This is a genomic window from Sphingomonas sp. LM7, from assembly GCF_002002925.1.
In the GTDB taxonomy this organism is placed as follows: domain Bacteria; phylum Pseudomonadota; class Alphaproteobacteria; order Sphingomonadales; family Sphingomonadaceae; genus Sphingomonas.
Genome location: NZ_CP019511.1, coordinates 591,320 through 614,910, shown reverse-complemented (window position 1 = coordinate 614,910; position 23,591 = coordinate 591,320). Strand labels below are relative to the sequence as shown.

22 protein-coding genes and 1 pseudogene are annotated in these 23,591 nt (G+C 67.4%); 13 read left to right on the top strand and 10 right to left on the bottom strand.

Annotated elements, in window-relative coordinates; translation table 11 throughout:
* Window positions 1–44: 44 nt before the first annotated feature.
* Both epsC and BXU08_RS02925 read right to left on the bottom strand, forming a co-directional pair.
* A pseudogene (gene epsC / locus BXU08_RS02930) lies at window positions 45–974 on the bottom strand (serine O-acetyltransferase EpsC); the annotation flags it as partial.
* A 6-nt stretch (window positions 975–980) separates the two neighbouring features.
* A complete protein-coding gene (locus tag BXU08_RS02925; protein ID WP_077508631.1) occupies window positions 981–1,622 on the bottom strand; it encodes a peroxiredoxin in 642 nt (213 codons plus the stop codon).
* A gap of 219 nt (window positions 1,623–1,841) precedes the next feature.
* Here BXU08_RS02925 and trpD point away from each other — a divergent pair, with 219 nt between their 5' ends.
* The 6 genes from trpD to lexA all read left to right on the top strand — a co-directional run bounded on the left by trpD (window position 1,842) and on the right by lexA (window position 7,267).
* A complete protein-coding gene (gene trpD / locus BXU08_RS02920; RefSeq protein WP_077508629.1) occupies window positions 1,842–2,837 on the top strand; it encodes an anthranilate phosphoribosyltransferase in 996 nt (331 codons plus the stop codon).
* Window positions 2,834–3,604, top strand: coding sequence for an indole-3-glycerol phosphate synthase TrpC (gene trpC, locus BXU08_RS02915; RefSeq protein ID WP_077508627.1), 771 nt, complete (start codon window positions 2,834–2,836; stop codon window positions 3,602–3,604). Before trpD ends, trpC begins: the two co-directional genes overlap by 4 nt.
* Before the next feature lie 154 nt (window positions 3,605–3,758).
* Window positions 3,759–4,226, top strand: coding sequence for a cyclic pyranopterin monophosphate synthase MoaC (gene moaC, locus BXU08_RS02910; RefSeq protein WP_077508625.1), 468 nt, complete (start codon window positions 3,759–3,761; stop codon window positions 4,224–4,226).
* A gap of 100 nt (window positions 4,227–4,326) precedes the next feature.
* Window positions 4,327–5,286 carry a PilZ domain-containing protein gene (locus tag BXU08_RS02905; protein WP_077508624.1) on the top strand — a complete coding sequence of 320 codons (960 nt, stop codon included), beginning with the start codon at window positions 4,327–4,329 and terminating at the stop codon, window positions 5,284–5,286.
* A 40-nt stretch (window positions 5,287–5,326) separates the two neighbouring features.
* On the top strand, window positions 5,327–6,511 hold the full coding sequence (glp, locus tag BXU08_RS02900; RefSeq protein WP_077508623.1) for a gephyrin-like molybdotransferase Glp: 1,185 nt from the start codon (window positions 5,327–5,329) through the stop codon (window positions 6,509–6,511).
* 57 nt (window positions 6,512–6,568) lie between these two features.
* Window positions 6,569–7,267 carry a transcriptional repressor LexA gene (gene lexA, locus BXU08_RS02895; RefSeq protein ID WP_077508621.1) on the top strand — a complete coding sequence of 233 codons (699 nt, stop codon included), beginning with the start codon at window positions 6,569–6,571 and terminating at the stop codon, window positions 7,265–7,267.
* Here lexA and BXU08_RS02890 read toward each other — a convergent pair.
* Window positions 7,261–8,220: a DMT family transporter gene (locus tag BXU08_RS02890; protein ID WP_077508619.1), complete on the bottom strand. Its 960-nt coding sequence runs from the start codon at window positions 8,218–8,220 to the stop codon at window positions 7,261–7,263. The genes lexA and BXU08_RS02890 overlap by 7 nt on opposite strands.
* Window positions 8,221–8,316: 96 nt before the next feature.
* Between BXU08_RS02890 and BXU08_RS02885 the strand changes: the two genes are divergently transcribed.
* Window positions 8,317–8,814, top strand: coding sequence for an Lrp/AsnC family transcriptional regulator (locus tag BXU08_RS02885; RefSeq protein ID WP_077508617.1), 498 nt, complete (start codon window positions 8,317–8,319; stop codon window positions 8,812–8,814).
* A gap of 5 nt (window positions 8,815–8,819) precedes the next feature.
* Here the strand turns inward: BXU08_RS02885 and BXU08_RS02880 are convergent, their stop codons facing one another.
* Window positions 8,820–10,901 carry a ComEC/Rec2 family competence protein gene (locus BXU08_RS02880; RefSeq protein ID WP_150125391.1) on the bottom strand — a complete coding sequence of 694 codons (2,082 nt, stop codon included), beginning with the start codon at window positions 10,899–10,901 and terminating at the stop codon, window positions 8,820–8,822.
* 112 nt (window positions 10,902–11,013) lie between these two features.
* On the opposite strand from BXU08_RS02880, the gene gltX reads away from it, so the two are divergent.
* The 3 genes from gltX (at window position 11,014) to BXU08_RS02865 (ending at window position 14,871) form a co-directional block, all read left to right on the top strand.
* A complete protein-coding gene (gltX, locus tag BXU08_RS02875; protein WP_077508613.1) occupies window positions 11,014–12,444 on the top strand; it encodes a glutamate--tRNA ligase in 1,431 nt (476 codons plus the stop codon).
* Window positions 12,445–12,470: 26 nt separating this feature from the next.
* Window positions 12,471–13,754: a citrate synthase gene (locus BXU08_RS02870; protein WP_077508611.1), complete on the top strand. Its 1,284-nt coding sequence runs from the start codon at window positions 12,471–12,473 to the stop codon at window positions 13,752–13,754.
* Window positions 13,755–13,827: 73 nt separating this feature from the next.
* Complete coding sequence (locus tag BXU08_RS02865) at window positions 13,828–14,871, top strand: AI-2E family transporter (protein ID WP_077508609.1); 1,044 nt, start codon at window positions 13,828–13,830, stop codon at window positions 14,869–14,871.
* Window positions 14,872–14,874: 3 nt separating this feature from the next.
* Here the strand turns inward: BXU08_RS02865 and BXU08_RS02860 are convergent, their stop codons facing one another.
* Window positions 14,875–15,735, bottom strand: coding sequence for a LysR family transcriptional regulator (locus tag BXU08_RS02860; protein ID WP_077508607.1), 861 nt, complete (start codon window positions 15,733–15,735; stop codon window positions 14,875–14,877).
* Window positions 15,736–15,885: 150 nt separating this feature from the next.
* Here BXU08_RS02860 and BXU08_RS02855 point away from each other — a divergent pair, with 150 nt between their 5' ends.
* On the top strand, window positions 15,886–16,194 hold the full coding sequence (locus BXU08_RS02855; RefSeq protein WP_077508605.1) for a hypothetical protein: 309 nt from the start codon (window positions 15,886–15,888) through the stop codon (window positions 16,192–16,194).
* A 40-nt stretch (window positions 16,195–16,234) separates the two neighbouring features.
* On the opposite strand, the gene BXU08_RS02850 is transcribed toward BXU08_RS02855, so the two are convergent.
* Genes BXU08_RS02850 through BXU08_RS02835 form a run of 4 tightly spaced genes read right to left on the bottom strand, consistent with a single transcriptional unit; the run spans window position 16,235 to window position 21,214 of the window.
* The gene (locus BXU08_RS02850) at window positions 16,235–17,632 is read right to left on the bottom strand and encodes an ATP-binding protein (protein ID WP_077508603.1); all 1,398 of its coding nucleotides are present in this window, start codon (window positions 17,630–17,632) and stop codon (window positions 16,235–16,237) included.
* On the bottom strand, window positions 17,629–18,747 hold the full coding sequence (locus BXU08_RS02845; RefSeq protein ID WP_077508601.1) for a DUF2336 domain-containing protein: 1,119 nt from the start codon (window positions 18,745–18,747) through the stop codon (window positions 17,629–17,631). Before BXU08_RS02845 ends, BXU08_RS02850 begins: the two co-directional genes overlap by 4 nt.
* Before the next feature lie 35 nt (window positions 18,748–18,782).
* Window positions 18,783–19,994 carry a hypothetical protein gene (locus tag BXU08_RS02840; RefSeq protein WP_253190486.1) on the bottom strand — a complete coding sequence of 404 codons (1,212 nt, stop codon included), beginning with the start codon at window positions 19,992–19,994 and terminating at the stop codon, window positions 18,783–18,785.
* Between the two features lie 23 nt (window positions 19,995–20,017).
* Window positions 20,018–21,214: an exo-beta-N-acetylmuramidase NamZ domain-containing protein gene (locus BXU08_RS02835; RefSeq protein ID WP_077508598.1), complete on the bottom strand. Its 1,197-nt coding sequence runs from the start codon at window positions 21,212–21,214 to the stop codon at window positions 20,018–20,020.
* A 95-nt stretch (window positions 21,215–21,309) separates the two neighbouring features.
* On the opposite strand from BXU08_RS02835, the gene BXU08_RS02830 reads away from it, so the two are divergent.
* Window positions 21,310–21,777: a DUF4126 family protein gene (locus tag BXU08_RS02830; protein ID WP_077508596.1), complete on the top strand. Its 468-nt coding sequence runs from the start codon at window positions 21,310–21,312 to the stop codon at window positions 21,775–21,777.
* On the opposite strand, the gene BXU08_RS02825 is transcribed toward BXU08_RS02830, so the two are convergent.
* A complete protein-coding gene (locus BXU08_RS02825) occupies window positions 21,774–22,301 on the bottom strand; it encodes a DOMON-like domain-containing protein (protein ID WP_077508594.1) in 528 nt (175 codons plus the stop codon). The genes BXU08_RS02830 and BXU08_RS02825 overlap by 4 nt on opposite strands.
* A gap of 44 nt (window positions 22,302–22,345) precedes the next feature.
* On the opposite strand from BXU08_RS02825, the gene tyrS reads away from it, so the two are divergent.
* Window positions 22,346–23,572 carry a tyrosine--tRNA ligase gene (gene tyrS / locus BXU08_RS02820; RefSeq protein WP_077508592.1) on the top strand — a complete coding sequence of 409 codons (1,227 nt, stop codon included), beginning with the start codon at window positions 22,346–22,348 and terminating at the stop codon, window positions 23,570–23,572.
* The last annotated feature ends 19 nt before the right edge of the window (window positions 23,573–23,591 follow it).

Below are 23,591 nucleotides of genomic sequence, written 5' to 3'. Positions count from 1 at the left end.
GGGACGCCTTCGCGCTGGTGCCCAGAGGCGCAGGTCAGCGTGGTGATCTCGCGCGCCCGGGCCGGGTCGAGCGTCACCGCTTCGGGCTGTACTACCACGCTGCCGGGCGGCACGTCACGGAGCAGCCAGACATTGCCGCCGATCGTGCTGCCGCGTCCGATCGTAACCCGCCCCAGGATGGTCGCCCCGGCATAGATGATGACGTCATCCTCGACGATCGGATGCCGCGAGAAGCGATCCCGAGGGCCGACAGTGGCGAGCCCCAGCGGGCTGCGCGCGCCCAGCGTGACATGCTGGTACAGCCGGACATTGGCGCCGATGATCGCAGTCTCGCCGATAACCACGCCGGTGCCGTGGTCGATGAAAAAGCTGGGGCCGATCGTCGCACCGGGGTGAATGTCGATCCCGGTGCGCGCATTGGCCAGTTCGGAGACGATGCGCGCCACGATCGCCGCGCCCAGCCCGAACAGCTGGTGCGCGATCCGGTAATGCAGGATCGCCAGCGCGCCGGGATAGGAGATCAGGATCTCGTCGGCGGTGCGTGCGGCGGGATCGCCGACGAACGCCGCTTCGATATCGCTGTCGATAAGCGTGCGGATCTCCGGGATCGCGGCGGCGAACAGGCGAACGATGGTGTCGGCCTGCCCGTCCTCGAACGGCGCGTCGCACCAGCCCTGCCAATAATCGAGTTCGCTCGCCACCTGGTTGCGCAGGATGCCCAGCGCGTACCCCAGTTGCCCGGCGACGAAATCGTCCTCGCGCAGTGCCCCGCCGCGAAAGCCGCCCAGCCGCACCGGATAGAGCGCCGCGGCGAGATGCTCGATTGCCTTGGCAAGCTCGGCCGGCGCCGGAAAGCTGGAAACGCCGTGCCGCCCGGCCTGTCGTTCCCGCCAGGCCAGGCGCGCCGCGTTGAGCCCGGAAACCACCTGGGTGATCTCCGCCGTGAACGGCGAGGACGCGAGAGTCGCCGTCATGCGCGCTCAGCCCGCGGTCTGGGGCTGCGCCACGGTGCGCAGATAGGGAGTGTGCTCGGTCCAGCCGGCCGGGAACAGCGCTTTGGCCTCCTCGTCCGCGACCGAGGGCAGGATGATGACGTCCTCGCCCTGCTTCCAGTCGGCCGGCGTCGCGACCTTGTGGCGGTCGGTCAGCTGCAGGCTGTCGATCGTGCGGAGGATCTCGTCGAAATTGCGCCCGGTCGAAGCCGGATAGGTCAGTGTCAGCCGGACGCGCTTGGCGGGATCGACGACGAAGACGCTGCGCACCGTCGCGGTATCCGACGCATTGGGATGGATCAGGCCGAGCAGCCCGGCCACGCGCCGGTCGACATCGGCGATCAGGGGGAAGTTGAGCGCCGCGCCCTGGGTACGCTCGATGTCCGCCGCCCAGCGCAGATGCTGGTCTACCGCATCGACAGAAAGGCCGATCACCTTGACTCCACGCTTGTCGAACTCGGGCTTGAGCCGCGCGACTGCGCCCAGTTCGGTGGTGCACACCGGCGTGAAATCCTTGGGGTGCGAGAACAGCACGACCCAGTCGGCACCCGCCCAATCGTAGAAATTGAGTGGCCCCTCGGTCGATTCCTGCGTGAAATCGGGGATGGTGTCGAAAAGCTTGAGCGACATCGTCGTCTCCTGTGCTTGTTTGAGGCCGGTATGTTCTTCCGATGACTAACCCAGCGCCGTGCGAAGCCGAACAATTCAATTCCCATCTCATCAATAGGAAATCTATGCCGCCGATCGCACGCGGCTTAGCCCTGCCGTCTATGCCGTGACGGCCCGGCTTGGAACGGCACCAACAGGATTTGCTCGACTTGGGCGCGTGGGGCCGGGATAGAAGGCGGCGTGACTGTCTCGACGCTCCTCCCCGACCCATCCTCGCCGCTCGCGCATGAAAGCGCCGCGCAGGCCTTCGCCGACATCCTCGACGGCACCGTCCCCGAGCCTGCGATCGAGGCTTTCCTGATCGCGCTGAGCGAACGCGGCGAAACCAGCATCGAAATCGCCGAGGCTGCCCGCGCGATGCGTTCCCGGCTGATCCCGATCACCGCACCGGCCGGCGCGATCGACGTCTGCGGCACCGGCGGCGACGGGCATCACACGCTCAATGTCTCGACTGCAGTCAGCCTCGTCGTCGCAGCGTGCGGCGTGCCGGTCGCCAAGCACGGTAACCGCGCCGCTTCGTCCAAGGCCGGCGCCGCCGATACGCTCGAGGCATTGGGCCTCAACCTCGACCGCGCCGGCGCGCGGGCGGAGGAAAGCCTGCACGAACTCGGCATCGCCTTCCTGTTCGCCCAGCATCACCATCCGGCTATGGCGCGGATCGGCCCGCTGCGCCGACGCATCGGCCGGCGGACGATCTTCAACCTGATGGGCCCGCTCGCCAATCCGGCGCACGTCACGCGCCAGCTTATCGGCATCGCCCGGCCCAATTACGCACCGATCTATGCCGAGGCACTCGTCCAGCTCGGCGCCGAAGCCGCCGCGATCGTCTCCGGCGAGGAGGGCCTCGACGAGCTTTCCACCGAAACGACGAGCATCGTCGTCAATGTCGGCTGCGCCCGGCTGCCGACGCGCATCACGCCCGAGGATGCCGGCCTGCCGCGCCATCCGCTCTCGGCGATCCGCGGCGGCGATCCCGAGCATAATGCCCTCGCGCTGCGCCGCCTCCTCCAGGGCGAGGCTGGGCCGTATCGTGATGCCGTACTGCTCAATGCCGCCGCCGCGCTGATGGTCGCCGGACGCGCCGACAATCTGGTCGATGGCGTCGAGGAAGCCGCCGAGGCGATCGACGCCGGGCTTGCCAACGCGCTGCTCGACTGCTGGATCGCCTTCGCATGAGCACCATCCTCGACAAGATCCTCGACACCAAGCGCAGCGAAGTCGCCACGCGCCGGCTTGCGCCCGTGTCGCGCCCCGAACCAACTGCGCCGCGTGGGTTCAAGGCCGCGCTCGACGCCAAGATCGCCGCCGGCGGCTATGGCCTGATCGCCGAGATCAAGAAGGCGAGCCCGTCCAAGGGCCTGATCCGCCCGGATTTCGATCCCCCCGCGCATGCCCGCGCCTATCAGGCCGGCGGCGCCGCGTGCCTTTCGGTGCTCACCGACCAGGAATATTTTCAGGGGCATGAGGAGTATCTCATAGCCGCCCGCGCCGCCTGCGACCTGCCGGTGCTGCGCAAGGACTTCATGGTTGACCCCTGGCAGGTTGCGGAGTCCCGCTCGATTGGTGCCGACGCGATCCTGATCATCGTCGCCGCGCTCGAAGACGGCGCGATGGCCGAGATCGAGGCGGCTGCGATCGAGCATGCGATGGACGTGCTGGTCGAAGTCCATGACGCCGACGAGCTCCAACGCGCGCTGCGTCTCAAGTCGCGACTGATCGGCGTCAATAATCGCAACCTCAAGACCTTCGAAGTTGATCTTCAGAAAACCTACGAACTCGTCCGCCACGCGCCCAAGGACTGTACCTTTGTCGCCGAATCCGGCCTCACCAGCCGCGCGGACCTCGACGCGATGGCCGAGCACGACATCCACTGCTTCCTGATCGGCGAATCGCTGATGCGCCAGGACGATGTCGAAGCCGCGACGCGGGCGATGGTTGGGTGAGGGAGATGTACCCACTGCCCCTCTCCCTTTGGGAGCGGGAAGGAGCGGCAAAACCGCGGGAGGGTGAGGGCGGCCTCCTCTCTTGCCATCACCCTTACCCTCCCACTCGGCTGCGCCGAGCGGGCCCCTCCCTCTCCCAAAGGGAACGGGACAGATGACTCGCCTCACCCACCTCGACGAAACCGGCGCCGCCCACATGATCGACGTCGCCGGCAAGCCCGTCACCGCGCGCGAGGCAGTCGCCACCGGCCGCATCACGATGTCCGCACAAGCCGCCGCCGCGATCCGCGAAGGCAGCGTCAAGAAGGGCGACGTCCTCGCCACGGCGCGCATCGCCGGGATCATGGCCGCCAAGAAAACCGCCGAGCTGATCCCGCTCTGCCACCCTTTGCCGCTAACCCGCGTCGCGATCGATCTCGCTCCCGACGATACCGGCGTCACCGTCACCGCCACGGCCGCGACTGAAAGCAAAACCGGCGTCGAGATGGAGGCGCTTACAGCCGCCAGCGTCGCGCTGCTCACGCTCTACGATATGGCCAAGGCGCTCGATAAGGCGATGGTGATCTCCGGCATCCGCCTGCTCTCCAAAACCGGCGGCAAGTCGGGAGACTGGTCCGCCTGATCCCCCGCCGACGCCCGTTAGGGATTCTACAACCGTTTAAATTAACCCGCTTTTCAGCCCGCTTAAGCAAAGTCGCGGCTACGGATCGACGGGAAGAAAAATGGTTCAGGCACTCAGGTCCGCGACGGTCTTCTCGCTATCGGCAGATCCGCCCCGCGCGGTGCTGCACCAGCCCGACGCCCAGGCTGCGTTCGACGCCGCCTTCCTCGTCAGCGATTGCGAACGCTTCCCCTGCTCGCTCCAGCGCCTCTCCTCGGCCGGTGCCACCGTCCAGATCGACGCCACGCTCTCCCAGGAAGAGCCGATGCGCCTCGAAATGGCGAGCGGCCAGCTCGTCCCGGGCAAGGTCGATTGGTGCGCCGACGGCGAAGCCGGCTTCGTGTTCGACGCGGCGATCGACATCATCAGCACGCTCGCGCGCACCCTCGCCAACCTGCCGGCCGAGCGCCGCGCCATGCCGCGCGTCGAGATCAACCAGCTCGTCTCGATCCGCAGCGGCACCAAAGTCGAGCATGCCCGCACGCGCAACATCTCGCAGGGCGGCGTCGGCATCGACACCAAGCTCGAGCTTGCCGCGGGCGACCCGGTTCACTGCACTTTCGATGCTTTGCGCCCGCTCGACGGCACCGTCCGCTGGGCCCAGGACGGCCAGGCCGGCATCGCCTTTGACGAGGGCCTCGGCTGGCAAGCGCTGATGCCGTGGCTGCGCCATGCCCAGCGTGCGCAGGGCAGCGCCGGCGCGGCCCCCACGCCGCTCAATCCCGAGGGCGACGGCATGATCCCGGACAAGCATGCGATCCGGCTCGACGCCCCTGCCAGCGTCCGCGAAGGTGTGCGCTGGTGGAATGCGCGCGTCCGCGGCATCACGGCGAATCTCGTCGAGCTCGAGACCCGCGCCGCGCTCGCGCCGGGCGCCCAGCTCTGGGTTTCGCTGCCCGAGATCGGCGGCGGGCCCGCCAACGTGATCGAAGTCGCACACAACCGGATCCTCTGCGAATTCCGCCTGCCGCTGCGCCCGCGCGACCTCAGCCTCGTTTCGGGCAGCAAGGCCCCACGCTGAACGCTTGCATCGCAGGCGCTTCCCGGCACAAGACGGGAACATGCCCGCACTCCTGCCCGTCGTCCAAGCCCAGTCGCAGCTCCTCGCGCTGGCCCGCCCGCTCGCGATAGAGAATGTACCGCTCGCGGCGGCCGCAGGCCGCTGGGCCGCCGCCGATATCGAAGCGCTCCGCACCCAGCCCTATGCCGATCTCTCGGCGATGGACGGCTATGCCATCCGCTTCGCCGACTTGCCCGGCCCCTGGCGCGTGATCGGGGAGAGTGCCGCAGGCCGCGCCTTCACCGGCGAGGCGGAGCCCGGCGATTCCGTTCGCATCTTCACCGGCGCGCCCTTGCCTGGGGGCACCGACACCGTGCTGGTCCAGGAAGAAGCCGCGCGCGACGGCGGACGATTGTCGCTGGCCGGCGAAGGCCCGGGCCATCGCGGCCGCAACGTCCGCCGGCGTGGCCTCGATTTCTCGGAGGACGACCTGCTTGTTCGCGCCGGCGACCGCCTCACCCCTGCCGTGCTGGCGCTGCTCGGCACTGCCGGTCACGGCACCCTCCCCGTGCGCCGCAAGGTCCGGGTCGCCATCGCCGCCACCGGCGACGAACTGGTGCCGCCCGGCAGCCTCATCGGCCCGGCGCAGCTCCCCGAGACCAATCGGCTGATGCTCGCCGCGCAGCTTGCCGACCTGCCTGTCGAATTGATCGACCTCGGCATCCTGCCCGATCGCCAGGACGCGCTCGAAGCCGCGTTCCGCGCCGTCGGTGCCGATCTGCTGGTGACCAGCGGCGGCGCCTCGGTCGGCGACCATGATCTCGTCCAGCCCGCGCTCAGGGCGGTCGGCGCCACGATCGATTTCTGGCGCGTCGCGCTGCGGCCCGGCAAGCCGATGATGGCCGGCAGGCTCGGCGGGATGCTGGTGCTCGGCCTCCCCGGCAATCCGGTTTCCGCCTTCGTCACTACCCAGCTCTTCGTCCGGCCGCTGGCCGCCGCGCTATCGGGCGCCGCCGATCCGCTGCCGCGCACTCGCCGTGCCGTGCTCGGCGAACCGCTCGCCCCGAACGGCGACCGCACCGATTATCTCCGCGCCGAACAGCGTGGCGGCGCGGTGTTCGCCTCGACGATCCAGGACAGTTCGATGCTGCGAACGCTGGCCCGGGCGACCTGCCTGATCGTCCGCGAACCGGGTGCAGCCGCGGCCGTGTCCGGCGACTCGGTGGAAATCCTCGACATCGCTTGACAAGCTCCCGGAACATTGCATAAACGTTCCCAGTCTGTTCTGGACAGGAGAAACTGGATGCTCACGCGCAAGCAGCACGAGCTCATCTGCTTCATTGCCGACCGGCTGGCCGAGACCGGCGTGTCGCCTTCGTTCGAGGAAATGAAGGACGCGCTCGATCTCAAGTCGAAGTCGGGCGTGCATCGGCTGATCAGCGCGCTGGAAGAACGCGAGTTCATCCGCCGCCTGCCCAATCGCGCCCGCGCTCTCGAAGTGCTGCGCATGCCCGAACGCGGCGATGCGAAGCCGGCGGGCAGGACTCGCACGACGGATGCGTCAACTTCATCAACTTCGCGGTCAATTTCGGCCGGGTCGACGCCGCCATCGCCTGCCAACGACGTGGTCGAGATTCCGCTGCACGGCCGCATCGCCGCCGGTACGCCGATCGAGGCGCTCGAAGGCGGCACGATGCTGCCCGTTCCGGCTGCGCTGCTCGGCTCGGGCGAGCATTATGCGCTCGAAGTCGCCGGCGATTCGATGGTCGAAGCCGGCATTCTCGATGGCGATTATGCGCTGATCCGCCGCACTGAAACCGCCCGCGACGGCGAGATCATCGTTGCGCTGATCGACGATGCCGAGGCGACGCTGAAGTACTTCCGCAAGGAAGGCGCGATGATCCGGCTCGATCCGGCCAATCGCAGCTATGACGCCCAGCGCTACCGCCCCGATCAGGTGCGCGTGCAGGGCAAGCTGGCCGGGCTGCTCCGCCGCTACTGAGCGGCGGATGCCGGGCGGCGGTGCGCCGCGATGCACGAGGCTACGCTGGCCACCACCAGCACGAACGCCATGGCCTCGAGCAGCGTCGGCAGCCGCTGCTCCCACAGGAAGCCGTAGAGCAGCGCGAACAGCGTCTCGAACAGGATCATCTGGCCGACCAGGGTCAATGGCAGCAATCGGCTCATCCGGTTCCACAGCGCATTGCCGATGATCGATGCCAGCACCGCGACGCCGACCGAAACACCGGCAAACTTCGCCCAGGCGGCCCCGTCATGGCCCGATGAAGCCAGGAGGAGCGCAATCGGTACGAGCACCAGGCTCTGCGCCCCGGTAACGACTCCGGTCAGAAGATTCCATTCGTGCGCCGAAACCGTGCCGAGCCGCGCCAGCCACCGGCTGTTGCCCACCGCATAGGCAGTCCATGACGCAAGCGCGCCGATCGCGCAGAGCAGGCCGAACCAGGAAGAAGCATCTCGATCGTGCGTCGGCAGGACTGCCTGCCAGCCGATGCAGATCGCTCCCGCAGCGCCAAGCAGCAGCGACGGGACCAGTTTGCCGAGCGGCACCGCATCGCCGTCCCGACTGCCGATGATCGTTACCGCGACCGGCAGGAATCCGATGACGAGCGAGGTCAGCGCAATCCCGCCCGTCAGCACCGCGGCCGACAGGAGCAGATAGTATAAAGTGTTCCCGGCAAGCGCGAGCCAAACCAGCCCCAGCCATTCGCGCCGCCCGAGCTTCGCCGCCAGCCCCTGCCAGCGCGGCGCGATCAGCACGCACGAGATCGCCCCGAAGGCGAGATACCGCCCGATCGTCATTTCGAGCGGACTGAACGCGCGGATCAGCTCCGGGGCGAGGAAGACCAGGCCCCACAGCGCTCCGGCTCCGGCACCGCACAGTATGCCCGGCAGAATCGACGTGGCACAGGCGGGGCGCCTCTCGGCGATGTTCATTTCCTGTCTCCGCCAACACAATCTGGCGAGTGATATCATCGCTCCAGCGAGCGGAGCGCTCTTGCTTGCCGGCAAAAATGCAACAAATACTCGGCGATGGTCGAACCCATCCACCCCGCGCCCCGCAAGCTCGACCCTTTCGACCGCGCTATCCTGCGCATCGTCCAGCGGGACAACAAGACCCCGCAGCGCCAGATCGCCGAAGCCGTCAACCTGTCCGCTGCAGCCGTTCAACGGCGGATCGCCGCGATGGAGGCAGCCGGAGTGATTGCCGCCAACGTCGCGATCGTCGAGCCCGAAGCGGTAAGGCTCGGGATTACGGCGATCGTGGAGGTTCGGCTGCACGACGAGCGCGCGAGGAGCGTCGATGCGGCGAAGACGCTGTTCCGCGACACACCCGAAGTCCAGCAATGCTATTTCGTCACCGGCGGCGTCAGCTTCGTACTGGTAATCGTGACAGCCGACATGCGGAGCTACGAAGCACTGTCACGCCGCCTGTTTGCCGAGAATGACAGCATCGCCCATTATCGAACGCTGGTCGCCCTCGACCGAGTGAAAGCCGACATGGCCATCGTCATTCCCCCGCTGTCCTGAACCACTCATTGTGGCGTCTCGCGTCGCACGAACGGCGGCTGTACCGTCAGTGGGGTAAGCCAGGGATGCGATCCGCCACTCCGCACGGTGCGCACACCCGCGTCGGCGAAGGTGATCGCGACGCCGCCGGTCCGGGCCAGAGTCTCGCGGTCGAGCCGCAGCCAACGCGGCGTGCAGCCCGGGGGCAAGCGGCGGTCGCTCACTACGACGTCGGCCGCGCTGCAATGCGCCATCATCTCGCGCCACAGCACCAGATAGCCGCTGCGCGTGGCGAGCACGCGCCAGCGCCGAGTCGGCGAACGCACCTCGACCAGGCACAGATCGGGACTACACCGCGCTTCCGGTGCCTCCGACAGCAGCGCAAGCTCCTCCTCCGCACCGCTATTTTCGCCGAGCATCGATCGCGTATAGTCACCCGCACGGTCTCGCAGCAGCGCCATCGCGCCGTCTGCGGTGCGGATCGCGAGGTGCCGGCCGTCGCCGGTCACCAGCAAGTCGGGCGCCGGCGTCAGCAGCGCCCAGGCCAGGCCGGCGGCAAAGGGCGCGACGCCCGCCCAGCGCACCCCCGTCCGCCACAGCGCAACCCAGAGACCGCCGACGACGATAAGCGCATAGGCACCGCCCGGCATCGCCGGCAGCGCCGCGACCGCGCCGGGCGCCGAGGCCGTGACATGCGCGAGCCATAGCAGCAGCTCAAGCGACCGCGCCGTCAGCCACCAGACTGGCGCTCCGATCCCGGCGACATCCAGCGCCAGCGCCAACGCCTCGAGCGGCATGATCACGAAGGTAGTCAGCGGGATCGCGACGATGTTGGCGAGCGCGCCGTAGATCCCGGCCTTGTGGAAATGGAACAGCCCGATCGGCATCAGCGCCAGCTCGACCGCGATGCCGGTGAGCAGCAGCGAACCGAGGCCGCGCAGCAAGCGCCGCCCCCGCCCCTCCTCGCGCCGCTTGAACCAACCGCGCACCCGCGGGCTCTCGTGCAGCGCGACGATTGCCGTCACCGCGGCGAAACTCAGCTGGAAGCTCGGCCCGGCCAGCGCTTCGGGCCAGAGCAGCAGCACCAGCAACGCGCCCGCCGCCACCAGCCGCAGCGTGATCGCCTCGCGCCCGAGGCTCAGCGCGAGCAACACGAGCAAGGCAGCCGCGCACGAGCGGATCGTCGGCACCTCGGCCCCGGTCAGCAACGTGTAGCCGATCGCGGTCAATGCCCCAGCGCCCGCCGCGACCAGCGGCAACCGCCAGCGCAGTGCTAGCGTCGGGCTCAGCGCCAGCAGCCGCAGCACCAGCAGCATCGTTGCGGCAGTCACTGCAGTGACGTGCAGCCCGCTCACCGACAGCAGGTGCGCCAGCCCCGAACGCCGCATCGCCTCCGAATCCGCTTCGGCGATCGCACCCTGGTCCCCGGTGGCCAGCGCACTGGCGATCCCGCCCGCGCTGCCCGCGATACGCGACTGGATATGCGTCGATAGCCGCGTGCGCAGGCCTGCGCCCGGCGCGGCCGATGGTCGCACCATTTCGACCGGCGCAAATCCCTTTCCGGTCGCACCCAGCCTCGCGAACCACGCGACCCGCGCAAAATCATAGGCACCCGGCACCGCGGCGTCCGGCGGCGGCATAAGCCGCGCGCGCAGCTTGATGATTGCCCCCTTAGCCAGCCCCTTTGGGGCATCGCCGATCGCCAGATTGACGCGCAGCCGCGGCGGCAAATCGGCATGCCCCAGCGGAGAGAGCGTCACGCGCACCATGTCGCGCGCAGGCAATTGCTCGACGCGCTCCACCTGACCCGTCATCAGCACCACGGCCGGCCGCGCCAGCACCGGCGCGGCGACGCGTTCGGCGCGCCACCAGATCAGCGCACATCCCGCCGCCAGCGTCAGCCCCGCAACCGCCATCACCCGCGGCGCCCGCCCGCCACCGGGCAAGGCCAGCGCGCCTAGCCCCAATGCCGCGCTACCAAGCACGAAGCCGATCCAGCGCGCCGCGTCAGGCAGGACAAACCACGCGGTGATTCCCGCGCCCAGCATCACCGGCAACCACAAGACGAGCTGCTCGCGCTCACGCTCCAGCCAGCGCTCGAGCGTCATCGACAACTGGCGAACTGCTCCCACCACCCCCATTTGAAGGGCGGGCAACCCCGTGCTAGGGGCCTCGGCGGCTGAGCTGGCCATTGATTTTATAGTCTGGGAGCACGCGCGGTTGAGCGCAACATCTGATACCGGCACCAACAAGGCTGTCGTCACTCGCTTCGCGCCGTCCCCCACCGGGTTCCTCCATATCGGCGGTGCGCGTACGGCGCTGTTCAACCTGCTGTTCGCCCGCCATCACGGCGGCAAGTTCCTGCTGCGTATCGAGGATACCGATCGCGCCCGCTCGACCGAGCCGGCGATTGCCGCGATTCTCGATGGAATGCGCTGGCTGGATCTCAATTGGGACGGCGAGGAAGTCTATCAGTTCTCGCGCGCGGCTCGCCACGCCGAGGTCGCGCATCAGATGCTCGCCGCTGGCCATGCGTATAAATGCTTCGCCACCGCCGAAGAGCTGGAGGCGATGCGCGCGGCGCAGCGCGCCAACAAGCAGCCGCTGCGCTATGACGGCCGCTGGCGCGATCGCGACGAAGGTGAAGCGCCCTCAGACGCCCCGTTCGTCATCCGTCTCAAGGCGCCGCGCGAAGGCAGCGTGACGATCGCCGACCAGGTCCAGGGCTCGGTCACGGTGAACAACAGCGAGCTCGACGACATGGTGCTGCTTCGCTCCGACGGCACGCCGACCTATATGCTCGCGGTGGTGGTCGACGATCACGACATGGGCGTCACCCACGTCATTCGCGGCGACGACCACCTCAACAACGCCTTTCGCCAGCTGCCGATATACCGTGCCATGGGCTGGGAAGAGCCGAGCTACGCCCATATCCCGCTGATCCACGGATCGGATGGCGCCAAGCTGTCCAAGCGCCACGGCGCGCTCGGCGTCGATGCCTATCGCGACGAGCTGGGCCTGCTGCCCGAGGCCGTCTCGAACTATCTCCTCCGCCTCGGCTGGGGGCATGGCGACGATGAGATCATCAGCCGCGAACAGGCAATCGAGTGGTTCGACCTTGCCGGCGTCGGCAAGAGCCCGTCGCGCTTCGACATCAAGAAGCTCGAACATCTCAACGGCCATTATATCCGCGCAACCGACGATAGCCGTCTCGCCGAACTGGTGGCGAAGCGCCTGCCGCTGGAAATCTCGGAAGCGCAATCGACGTTGCTCGAAGCGGCGATGCCTTCGCTCAAACCCCGCGCGGCGAATCTCAACGAGATTGCCGACGGCGCGATGTTCCTTTTCCGGACACGTCCGTTGGAACTCGACGAAGGCGCGACCGCTTTGCTCGAAGGCGACGCCCCCGCGCTCCTCTTCCGGGTACATACCGCGCTTGACGCGGCCGGAAGCTGGGATACGGAGGCGCTCGAAGCGGCGGTACGGACCGTCGCCGACGATGCAGAGGTCAAGCTCGGCGCCGTCGCGCAGCCTTTGCGCGCGGCGCTGGTCGGGCGACGAACCTCTCCGGGCATCTTCGACGTTCTGGCATTGCTGGGGCGGGAAGAAAGCCTGGCCCGCATCGCCGATCAAATGACCAAGCCCGCCTGATCCGGGCCAGAGTGAGGACGACGTTTATGAGCGAGACCGCGAAGCTTCAGGTTCCGGGTAAGGAAGTCGAATACCCGATCCTCACGGGCAGCGTCGGCCCGGATGTCGTCGATATCCGCAAGCTCTATGCCCAGACGGGCAAGTTTACCTACGATCCCGGCTTCACTTCAACGGCGTCATGCGAATCGGGCCTGACCTATATCGACGGCGACGAGGGTGTCCTGCTCCACCGCGGCTATCCGATCGGCCAGCTCGCCGAGCAGTCGAGCTTTATGGAAGTCGCCTATCTGCTGCTGAACCACGAGCTGCCGAGCGCGGACGAGCTCGAGAAGTTCAACAACACCATCACCCGCCACACCATGCTGCACGAGCAGCTCGCGACCTTCTACCGCGGCTTCCGTCGCGATGCGCATCCAATGGCAGTGATGTGCGGCGTCGCCGGCGCGCTCTCGGCCTTTTATCACGATTCGACCGACATCACCGATCCCAAGCAGCGCATGATCGCGTCGCACCGGCTGATCGCCAAGATGCCGACGATCGCGGCGATGGCGTACAAGTACAGCGTCGGCCAACCGTTCCTCTATCCCGACAACAGCCTGTCCTATACCGGCAACTTCCTGCGCATGACTTTCGGCGTCCCCGCCGAGGAATATGTCGTTAACCCGGTGATCGAGCGCGCGCTCGATCGCATCTTCATCCTCCACGCCGATCATGAGCAGAACGCCTCGACCTCGACCGTGCGTCTCGCCGGCTCGTCGGGCGCGAACCCGTTCGCGTGCATCGCGGCGGGTATCGCCTGCCTGTGGGGCCCGGCGCATGGCGGCGCCAACGAAGCCGCGCTCAACATGCTCCACGAGATCGGCCGCCCCGAGCGCATCCCCGAGTTCATTGCGCGCGCCAAGGACAAGAACGACCCGTTCCGCCTGATGGGCTTCGGCCACCGCGTCTACAAGAACTACGATCCGCGCGCGACGGTAATGCAGAAGACCGTACGCGAAGTGTTCAAGGAGCTGAACGTCTCCGATCCGGTGTTCGAAGTCGCGATCCAGCTCGAGGAAATGGCGCTCAAGGATCCGTATTTCATCGAGAAGAAGCTGTTTCCGAACGTCGATTTCTATTCGGGCGTGATCCTGTCGGCGATCGGCTTCCCGACGACGATGTTCACTGCACTGTTCGCGCTCGCCCGCACCGTCGGTTGGGTTGCACAGTGGAACGAGATGATTTCGGATCCGGAGCAGAAGATCGGCCGTCCGCGCCAGCTTTACACCGGCCCCACCCAGCGCGATTACGTCTCCGTCGACAAGCGCTGAACCCGCGCCTCCGCGGGCTGACGCAGCTTTCGGCTGCCCAGATCGTTACGCTTCCAGAAAGGCAGGCGAAGCGATGGCCGATCGAAGCGTCACCCGCGCGGGCCAGCGGCGCCGCAAGTGGATCGCGCTCGCCGCGCTCGCGCTCGCCGTCTGGATCGCCCGCGAATTCCTGACGTCGCTGCTTTGGGCGCTTGTCCTCGCGATAGCGTTATGGCCGCTGTTGCGCGGCATGCGCCCCAATGCACGCGGCGAGCCTCCGGCATGGGCTGCGCTGGGCCTCACTGCCGCGACCGGCCTTATCCTGATGCTTCCGCTCGTCGTTGCCGCGCTCGAAGCCGTGCAGGAAAGCGGCGTGGCGACGGCCTGGCTGCAACAGGCGCGGGCGCATGGTGTCCAGCCGCCGCCCTGGCTGGCGGACGTTCCACTGGCGGGTTCGCGGCTGCACGCACTTTGGCAGCAATATCTCGCCACCCCCGCCGCCTCGGACCAGCTTCTTACCCAGCTCGACGCCGTCACCATCCTCAACTGGATCAAGAGCGCCGCGCTAGCAATGGCGCAGGGCACGCTGCTGCTCTTCGTGACTCTCGTCGCATTGTTCACTCTGCTCCACCGCGGCGCTTCGCTGGGCGCCCGTGGCATGCGCTTCATCGCCCATAGCGTCGGTCACGGTGGCGAGGCCTTTGCCGAACGCATGGTCGACGCCGTCCGCGTCACCGTGGTCGGCACGGTCTTCGTGGCGCTTGCCGAGGGTGCGCTGATCGGCATCGGCTACGCGGTCGCCGGCGTTCCTCGTCCCGTGCTCTTCGCGCTGATGACCGCGGCCTTCGCGATGCTGCCGTTCGGCGCTTGGTTCGCCTTCAGTCTCGCCAGTGTCGTGCTGGTGCTGGCCGGCGCGCCGGTCGCCGCTGCATTGCTCTTCGTCTATGGCGCGGCGGTGATGGTGGTCGGCGACAATATCGTCCAGCCGGCGCTGATCGGCAGCCGCGTCCAGCTCCCCTTCCTGCTCGCGCTGATTGGCATTTTCGGCGGCGTCGCGAGCATGGGACTGGTCGGCCTGTTCGTCGGTCCGGTAATCATGACGGCGCTGCTCATCGCCGTGCGCGAATGGCTCGACTGAACGTCAGGCGCCGGCGATCCACTCGCGAAACGCAATCATCGCCGGGCTCGGCACGCGCGACTTGAGCCAGGTCAGCCAATAGCGCCCGATCGACACTTCAAGCGCGAATGGCCGCACCAGCGATCCGCCGTCGATCGCCCGGCCCAGCATGGATGGCGGCGCCAGCGCGACCCCCACTCCCTGCATCGCAGCCTCGGCCATTGCCAGCGACGAATCGAAAACCGGTCCCCGCAGCGGCGGTGGCGCCACCCCGGCGGCGTCGAACCAGCGCTGCCATTCATCAGCGCGGTACGAGCGCAGCAAAGGCACCCCGGCCAGATCTCCGGGTTCGCTCAGCGCACGCGCCATTGCGGGGGTGCAGAGCGGCGTCAGCGGCGCCTCGATCAGCGGCAGTGCCTGAGTCGCGTGCCAGGCGCCGTCGCCGAAGCGGATTGCGTAATCGAGTCCCTCGCCCGCCAGATCGACTCGGTTGTTGTTGGTGAACAGCCGCAGGTCCACGCGCGGGTGCGCCGTGCGGAACACCGGCAGCCGCGGCAGCAGCCAGCCGGTGGCGAAGCTGCCCACCGCCGCCACCGACAGCAGCTGCGTCGCCTCGCCGTTGGCAATGCCCTCGACGAGCTCGGCCATACGGTCGAAACTCTCGGCCAGCGTCGGCTGGAGCGCAATGCCTTCATCGGTGAGCGCCAATCCCCGCGGCAGCCGGCGAAACAGCTGTACGCCAAGCCGGGTCTCGAGCGCCTTCACCTGATGGCTGATCGCCGCCTGGGTGACGCAGAGTTCGATCGCCGCCCGGGTAAAGGAGAGATGCCGCGCCGACGCCTCGAACGCGCGCAGGGCATTCAGCGGCAAATGTGGGCGGACCATCGCAAAGCCATAAGCGCATCTAATGCTTCGGGCCAGCGTACCGCGGGAAACCGCCGAATCTGTACCGGAGACTACAAACCGATTCAGCATAGCGAAGCCTTGGCGTTCCTATTCTTGCCTTACTCCGCAGAGAAACGAGAGGAGAGCAAAATGAAGATTGCTAAGATCATCGCCGCCGCCGCACTCGCGCTTACTGGCGTCGCCGGCACTGCCCCCGTCGCCAATGCCGCGCCCGTCACCCTGATCGCCGCCAGCGCCGCCGTGCAGGATTATGGCTACGGCTATGGCTATCGCGACGACCGACGGTATCGCGATGACCGTCGCTATCGTGGCGACCGCAACCGCTGGGACCGCGGCCGCAACTATAATCGGAACCGTGGCTACCGGAACAATCACCGTCGGGTATGCTGGAATGAGTGGCGTCGCGGTGATCGCGTGACCGTCTGCCGCCGCCGCTAACGAAGGACGGGGCGCCTGCCGAACGCGGCGGGCGCCTCGCTCACCCCCGCCAGGGGAGCGAGAATACGAAGCGTGCGCCCATGCCGGGCGCGCTATCGACCGTCAGGTCGCCGCCCATCGCCCGCGCCAGCCGCCGCGCGATATAGAGGCCTAGGCCGCTGCCGCCCGGTTCGCTGTCGTCGACGCGGCCGAATTTCTCGAAGATCCTGACTTGGTCCTCCGCCGCGATGCCCTTGCCTTGGTCCGCCACGATTACGCACGCCCGATTGCCGTCGCGCTCGAGCCGGATCCAGACCTGCGAACCCGGCGGCGAATAGCGCACTGCGTTACCGATAAGGTTGACCAGCACCTGCAACGCACGGCGGAATTCGCCGGTGACCGGCAGCGCCTCGTCGAGTGCAGGCTTGTCGATCCGCACGTCCGACTGCGCCGCACGCACCCCGAGAAGCCCCGAAGCACGTCGCGCGACATCGGCGAGATCGATCGGTTCGAGTGAAATCGCAAAATCCTCGCGCTCGATCGCCTGCAGATCGACCAGATCTTCGACCAGCCCGAGCAGATGCCGCCCGGCATTGGCAATGTCGCTGGCATATTCGGCATAGTCGGGCTTGAGCGGCCCTTCCAGCTGCGCGCTGATGCTGTCGGCATTGGCGATGATCTTGCCCAGCGGACCGCGCAACGCGCGATCGAGCCGCTGGCTGAACGAATCGGGAAATCCCCCGAACGACGCCGCCGGTGCCGGCAGCGGTGTGTCGGGCCCCGGTTCCGACGGCAGTGGCGCGTCGAGCATGTGCGCCGCGCCGACAAATCCGGCAAAACGCCCGCCGGGATCGCTGCGCGGCGTCGCCGCCAGCCGCACCATCCGCCCGGTATCGCGAAGCTCGGCCTTTTGCCCGTCGAACTGCGCCTGCCCCGCCACCGCGTCGAGGATCGGCAGATTGCCGGCCTCGTCCTGTTCGAGCCGGAAAAGACGAGTGAGCGGCTGTCCCAGCATCGAACCAGAATCGAAGCCGTAACGCGTGCCCGCCTCGATCGAGAGGAAGGTAATGCGCAAAGATGCGTCGGTTTCCCACAGCCAGTCGGCGGCCGAGCGGACGAAGTCGCCTTCGCGCTCGAATTCGCTGGCGGTGGCGCGCCAGGCGGGGCGCTGGCGCCATCCGCTTACTTCCAGGCGCACGCCGCCGTCCTCGGGCTCGGCGCGGACCCACAGGTCGAGATCTTCCTCGCCGTCCGCCGCGACGACATTGCGCGAGATGGCGATGCCCAACCGCTGCGAGAGCCGCGCGAGCGCCGCGATCTGCGGCACGGCAAGGGGTGCGCCGGGTGCGCCGCCGGCGCGGTGGTTGAGCTCGGAAAGCCGCGCCTCGGCGTCGATCAGCCGTCCCTCACGGTCCAGCCGCCCGGCTGCGACGGGGATCGAGCGATCGATCGCGTTCATGCCGCTTTCTCCGCGTGAGCGAGCGCCTGCACGGCCGCGCGATAATCGGGATCCAGCCGCAGCGGCGCGATTGCCTCACGCGCATCGGCAGCCGGAATGGCGAGGATCGCTTCGAGCATGTCGGCGAACTGCTCGACGTCGCGCCGCGGATCGGCCTCGCACAGTGCAAAGCCGATCTGCGCGACGCGCTCGCGGCCAAGATCGAGCGCGCGCAGCGCCAGCCACAGCCGGTCGGCCACCGAATCGAGGATGATTTCGCGAGCGAGCGCATAGGACACGCCCAGCGCATGGGCGATCAGCGCGATGAACAGCACGATGCGCTGGTCGCCCAGCGCTTCGACCAGCAACTGCGGAAGTTCGTCTGGCTGGGCATCGATCGCAGCAGCGAAACGCATCGCCGCCGCTTCCAGCCGGTCGCCCTCATCATACGTACCCAGGCTGTGCTGTGCCGCGTCGGAAAGCGCACGGTCGAGCACCGGCAGGGCGCCATCGGCGGCGCTGCCGATGCGCTCGCGCAGTGCCGCCGCCACCCACCAGACGAGGCGGTGGTGCAACTCGGCGGGCAAATCGGTCTGGGTCAGCTGTCCCACATCGGGACCCCCGCGCCGTCGGCTTTCGGCGATCAATACCGACATCGCCCCGCTGGCGAGCGCACGATCGGGATGCTGCACGAATCGGTTGACCAGGCTCGGTCGCTCGGGATCGTCGGGCGCGTTCATCGGCAGAGCCGCCGCGAGCGCGTCCTGGCGAACGCGGGCGATCAGTTCGGCCATCAGCGCATCGTCGCGAAGCACGCCCGAACCGAACAGCCGCTCGAATACCGGCGCCTCGGTCCGCAGGATCGCCGCCGCGAGCCGGGCCTCCCCACGCGCGCTCAGCAGCCGTGCGCCATGCTCGCGGAGCTCGGCCTCCACGGCCTCGATCAGTGCGCGGAGCAGCAAGGCCAGCGAAACACGGGTGCGCTCGTCGAGCCGCGCCGCGTCGGAAAGGAAGAAGTCGTCGATCGCCACCGCGAGCCCGCTATGGGCACGCGTGTCCGCAGCCGCCGCACGCGCGAGCAGCCGGTTAGCGCTATCGGTAGCGCCTGTGGTTATGTCGACGGGGTTATCCGACATCGACCTCTGACTAGCGGAATGTGATTAAAGCGAAGCTAAGCTTTTTCGCGCGTGCCCTCAACTGCGGCGGCCAGCGTCAGGAACGCATATGCGGCCGTGGCGCCGAGCCCGAACTGGACCAGCCCGGCGAGCGCGAAAGGCGTCAACAGCAGCAGATGCGCCGATGGGCTTGCCCACCAACGGCGATGGCGCGAGGGCGCGCGCTCGACCAGCAGCTGGGCGATTAGCGCTACCACGGCCAGCACCAGCGGCGTTGTCGTGTCGAGCCGTACGCGCTCCATCCAGCCGCATCCCAGCCCGACTCCGCCGAACAAGGCCAGCAATGCCCATTCGATTCCGCGGGCGCGGCGCTCCTCTCCGCGCAGCGCCGCCATCGCTCCGCTGGTGGCCAGCGTGGCGGCCGACAGCAGTGACACGATCAGGCCGGTGCCCTCCCAGTCCAGGCCGATCGCCGTTACCGAAAGCAGGCCAAGCAAGCTTCCGCCGCCGATCAGCCCCCAGGCGGGAACGTTGCGCGAAACAAGTTCGGGCAGCGCCATCCGCGCGATTCGAGTGAACACCCAGCGATCGGCCCAATCGACCCGGCGCTCGGTCAGCGCCGCGAGCACGCCGGTGTTGCGCGCCGCCAGACCCTCGGCGCTGTGCTCGACAGCATGGCCGCTGCGCAACCAGCTGGACGTGAGCGGCACATGCTCGGCGCCCGATTGCGCCGCGACGCGCAGCAGCGCCGACTGGAAATCATAATCCTCGGGCATCTGCGCGATCTGGCCGAGCTGGCTGACGGAGATACGTGCGACGCCCGCCCAGCAATCGCGCATGTCGAGCCGTTCGATCGCGGCGGGCGATCCGGCATCGTCGGTGACGAGCAGCGCCTCGGGGCCTTCATGCCCCATCCGGTCCATCACCGGATCGGTGGTTACCAGCCCGTCGGCCATCACCAGCACGCGCGAATCCTCGTGCATCTTCTCGGCAGCTTCCTCGGCCGAGCGCACGATCTCGACGCTGACGTCGCGCCGTCCCGCGCGGTTGACCGCGGCGAGCAGTGCGGGCGTCATCTTCCCGACTGCCACCAGCACCTGTTCGGCGCCCGCCCCGGCCAACAGCCGAACCTGGTATTCGAGCAGCGTCATGCCGCCGAATGGAAGCGTCGCGACGAGCGTCCCCGGACGGTCGCTCGCCTCTTCGATTGCAAAAATCAGCCCCGCCAGCATGTTCGGGTCGTTAAGCGGTTCGTCGGGACTAGGCAATTGCTCCCCGAAGCGGCGGGCACTCAATATAGCAGGTATGGCCGGCGGGTCTCGAGCCAGGCGCTCTCGTCCGGCACTGTCAGCGCATCCAGGTCGCCTGCGACCGCGCCGGCATCATCGACCCATTCGCGCAAGCCGGGACCGCCATTGATCACGTCGATCGCGAGCTTGTCGAACACATATTCATACGGGAAATCGCGCCATAGATCGTATTCGGAAGCGAGGCTGCGGATCGCCTTGAAACCCAGCGCCTGCACGCGCCAGGGCTGAAACGCCGCATGATAATAGCCCGCCCCCTCGGCATGGACGAACACGCCCGAGCACAGCTGGCCGACATGCTTGTGGAAGGTCGGCTGGAACCAGATCTCCCGCAGCGTGACGCCTTCCAGCCATTCGGGCGCGAGCCGGCGCATCTCGGCGATCACTGCCTTGGCGTCGATGTCGGGCGCCCCGAACAGCTCGAGCGGCCGCGTGGTGCCTCGCCCCTCGGACAAGGTCGTGCCCTCCAGCATCACGGTGCCCGCATAGGCGCGCGCCATGTTGACGTTGGCGGCGTTGGGGCTGGGATTAATCCAGACGCGCTCGGGGGGCCAGCCAAAGCCCGGCGCGTCCTCGGGCTGCCAGCCGTCCATCGCGATCACGCGATAGTCGACGTCGAGCTTGAAGTGATCGATGAACCACTTGCCCATCTCGCCCAGCGTCATGCCGTGCCGCATCGGCATCGGCCCTGCCCCGACGAAGCTCTCCCAGCCCGGCAATAGGGTCAGCCCCTCCACCGGGCGCCCGGCCGGGTTGGGCCGGTCGAGCACCCAAACCGCCTTGCCATGCTCAGCCGCGGCCTCGAGCACGTAGAGCAATGTCGTCACGAAGGTGTAGATCCGGCAGCCGACGTCCTGCAGATCGACCAGCATGACGTCGAACGTCCCCATCGACTGTCCGGTCGGGCGCCGCACTTCACCGTACAGGCTGAATACGGGCATGCCATAGGTCGGGTCGGTATAATCCGGCGACTCCATCATATTGTCCTGCAGGTCGCCGCGCACGCCGTGCTGAGGACCAAACACCGCCGAGACATTGAGCCCGCTCGCCACTAGCGCGTCGAGCGAATGGGTAAGGTCCGCGGTGACCGAGGCCGGATGCGCGAGCAGCGCGATACGCTTGCCATCGAGGGGCTTGCGCAGTTCAGGGTCGGCCAGCAGCCGATCGATGCCGAAGTTCATGGCGAAGCGAGGTGCCGGGAGTCGAAGCGCGACGCAAGCCGGATCATCGCGCGGGTTCGTCGGTTGAACCCGCTCAACCAGTGCGAAGGAAGCCAATGCTCCGTTCCATCCTTATCGGAATCGTCGCCGGCGCGCGTTCGATGACGCCGCTCGCCATGGTCGCCAATGCTGCCCGCAAGGGCGAACTGCCCGAAGACAATGGCGCGCCGCGCTTCCTGACGCATCCCCTGGTCTCGCTCGGCACCACTGCGCTCGCCGTGTACGAGCTGGTCGGCGACAAGCAGAAGAGCGCGCCTGACCGGGTCATCCCGCCGGCAGTGGTGATCCGCAGCCTCAACGCCGCGTTCGCCGGCATGGCGCTCGCCCCGCGCAACCAGCGCTTCGCCGCTGCCGCGATCACCGGCGCCACCGCGGCGATCGCCTCCTACGTCACTTTCGCCGCGCGGATGCGCTCGATGGAGAACAACAGCCAGGCCTCGACCGGCTTCGTCGAGGACGCCATCGTCCTGGCCGTCGCAACCGCGGCGATCCGCGCGCCACTTCCCCAGATGCAACCCGCCTAGGCACGCTCCGCCGCTGGCGCTTCGAAGGCGAGGCTCGCCTCATGGTGGAAGTCAGGCTTGCCCGGCGGATGTGCGAGCGCCCAGAAGGAGCGCTTGCCGTCCGCTTCTTCGATCACTGCGGTCAGGCCGACGCACCAGTCCCCGTCGGGCAGCCCGGACAGGTCCACTGCGACTCGCATCTCGCCGCCCCACCATTCGATCGCCGGAGTCACGAGCGGCAATTCGGCCATGCCGTCGCGATAGCTCGTAAAGCGATAGGCGGCCCATTCACCCGAGGGCGCGAAATTGAACTCGTAATAGGCGTCGCCGCCTTCGGGCCGAACGAACAGCTCGAAGCAGGTATGCTTCCAGAGTTCGTCGGCGCGACGCGGCGTACTCGGATCCGGCGCTACCAGGGCATCGCTACCCTGCACACGATACTCGATCAGCCAGCGCCCGTCGCCGTCGCACGCCAGCATGACGTCCACGCCCTGCACCGCTAGGGATGCGAAATCGGGATGCGGCACCAGCGTCCCATTGCCCAATCCTCTCCCCAAATCCCTTCCTCCATGCTAGGCGGCGCGGCATCATGACCGAATACACGTCCGATCTGCTCCGCCTGCTCTCTTCGCGCGGCTATATCCACCAGGTCACCGACCCTGCGGGGTTGGATGCCCTCGCCGCACGCCAGGTCGTTCCCGGCTATATCGGCTTCGATCCCACGGCGCCTTCGCTCCACGTCGGCAGCCTCGTCCAGATCATGCTGCTTCGCCGGCTCCAGCAATCGGGCCACAAGCCCATCGTGCTGATGGGTGGTGGCACCGGCAAGGTCGGCGACCCCAGCTTCAAGGACGAGGCCCGCAAGCTGATGACGGTCGATACGATCGCCAGCAACATAGCCTCTATCAAGACGGTGTTCGAGAACTTCCTGACATTCGGCAACGGCCCGACCGACGCAGTGATGCTCGACAATGCCGATTGGCTCGATACGCTCGAATATCTCCCGTTCCTGCGCGATTACGGCCAGCATTTCTCGGTCAACCGGATGCTGAGCTTCGACTCGGTCAAGCTGCGGCTCGATCGCGAGCAGTCGCTGTCGTTCCTCGAATTCAACTACATGATCCTCCAGGCCTACGACTTCCTGGAACTGTCGCGCCGCTCGGCCTGCCGCCTGCAGATGGGCGGGTCGGACCAGTGGGGCAACATCGTCAACGGCATCGAGCTGTCGCGCCGCGTCGATTCCACCGAAGTGTACGGCGTCACCACCCCGCTGATCACCACGGCGGACGGCGGCAAGATGGGCAAGACCATGTCGGGCGCGGTGTGGCTCAACCCCGAGCAGCTCAGTCATTACGACTATTGGCAGTTCTGGCGGAACACCGACGACCGCGACGTCGGCCGCTTCCTCCGCCTGTTCACCGATCTGCCGCTCGACGAGATCGCCCGCCTGGAGGCACTCGAAGGCGCCGAGATCAACGAGGCCAAGAAAATCCTCGCCAACGAAGCGACGGCGATGTGCCGCGGCCCCGCCGCCGCGTTGGAAGCCGCCGAGACCGCACGCCGCACCTTCGAGGAAGGCAGCGCCGGCGAGGCGCTGCCGACCTTCGCAGTGCCGGAAGGCAGCATCGCGATCGTCGACGCACTGATCGGCCTCGGTCTGTGCGCGTCGAAGGGCGAGGCGCGGCGCAAGATCGGCGAAGGCGCTATCAAGATCGACGACCAACCGGTGAGCGATCCCGCGGCGACCGTGCCGGTGCCCAGCCAAGTCAAGATCAGCTTCGGCAAGAAGAAGCACGGCCTGCTCGTGCCTGCCTGACGTGGTCCGATAAATATGC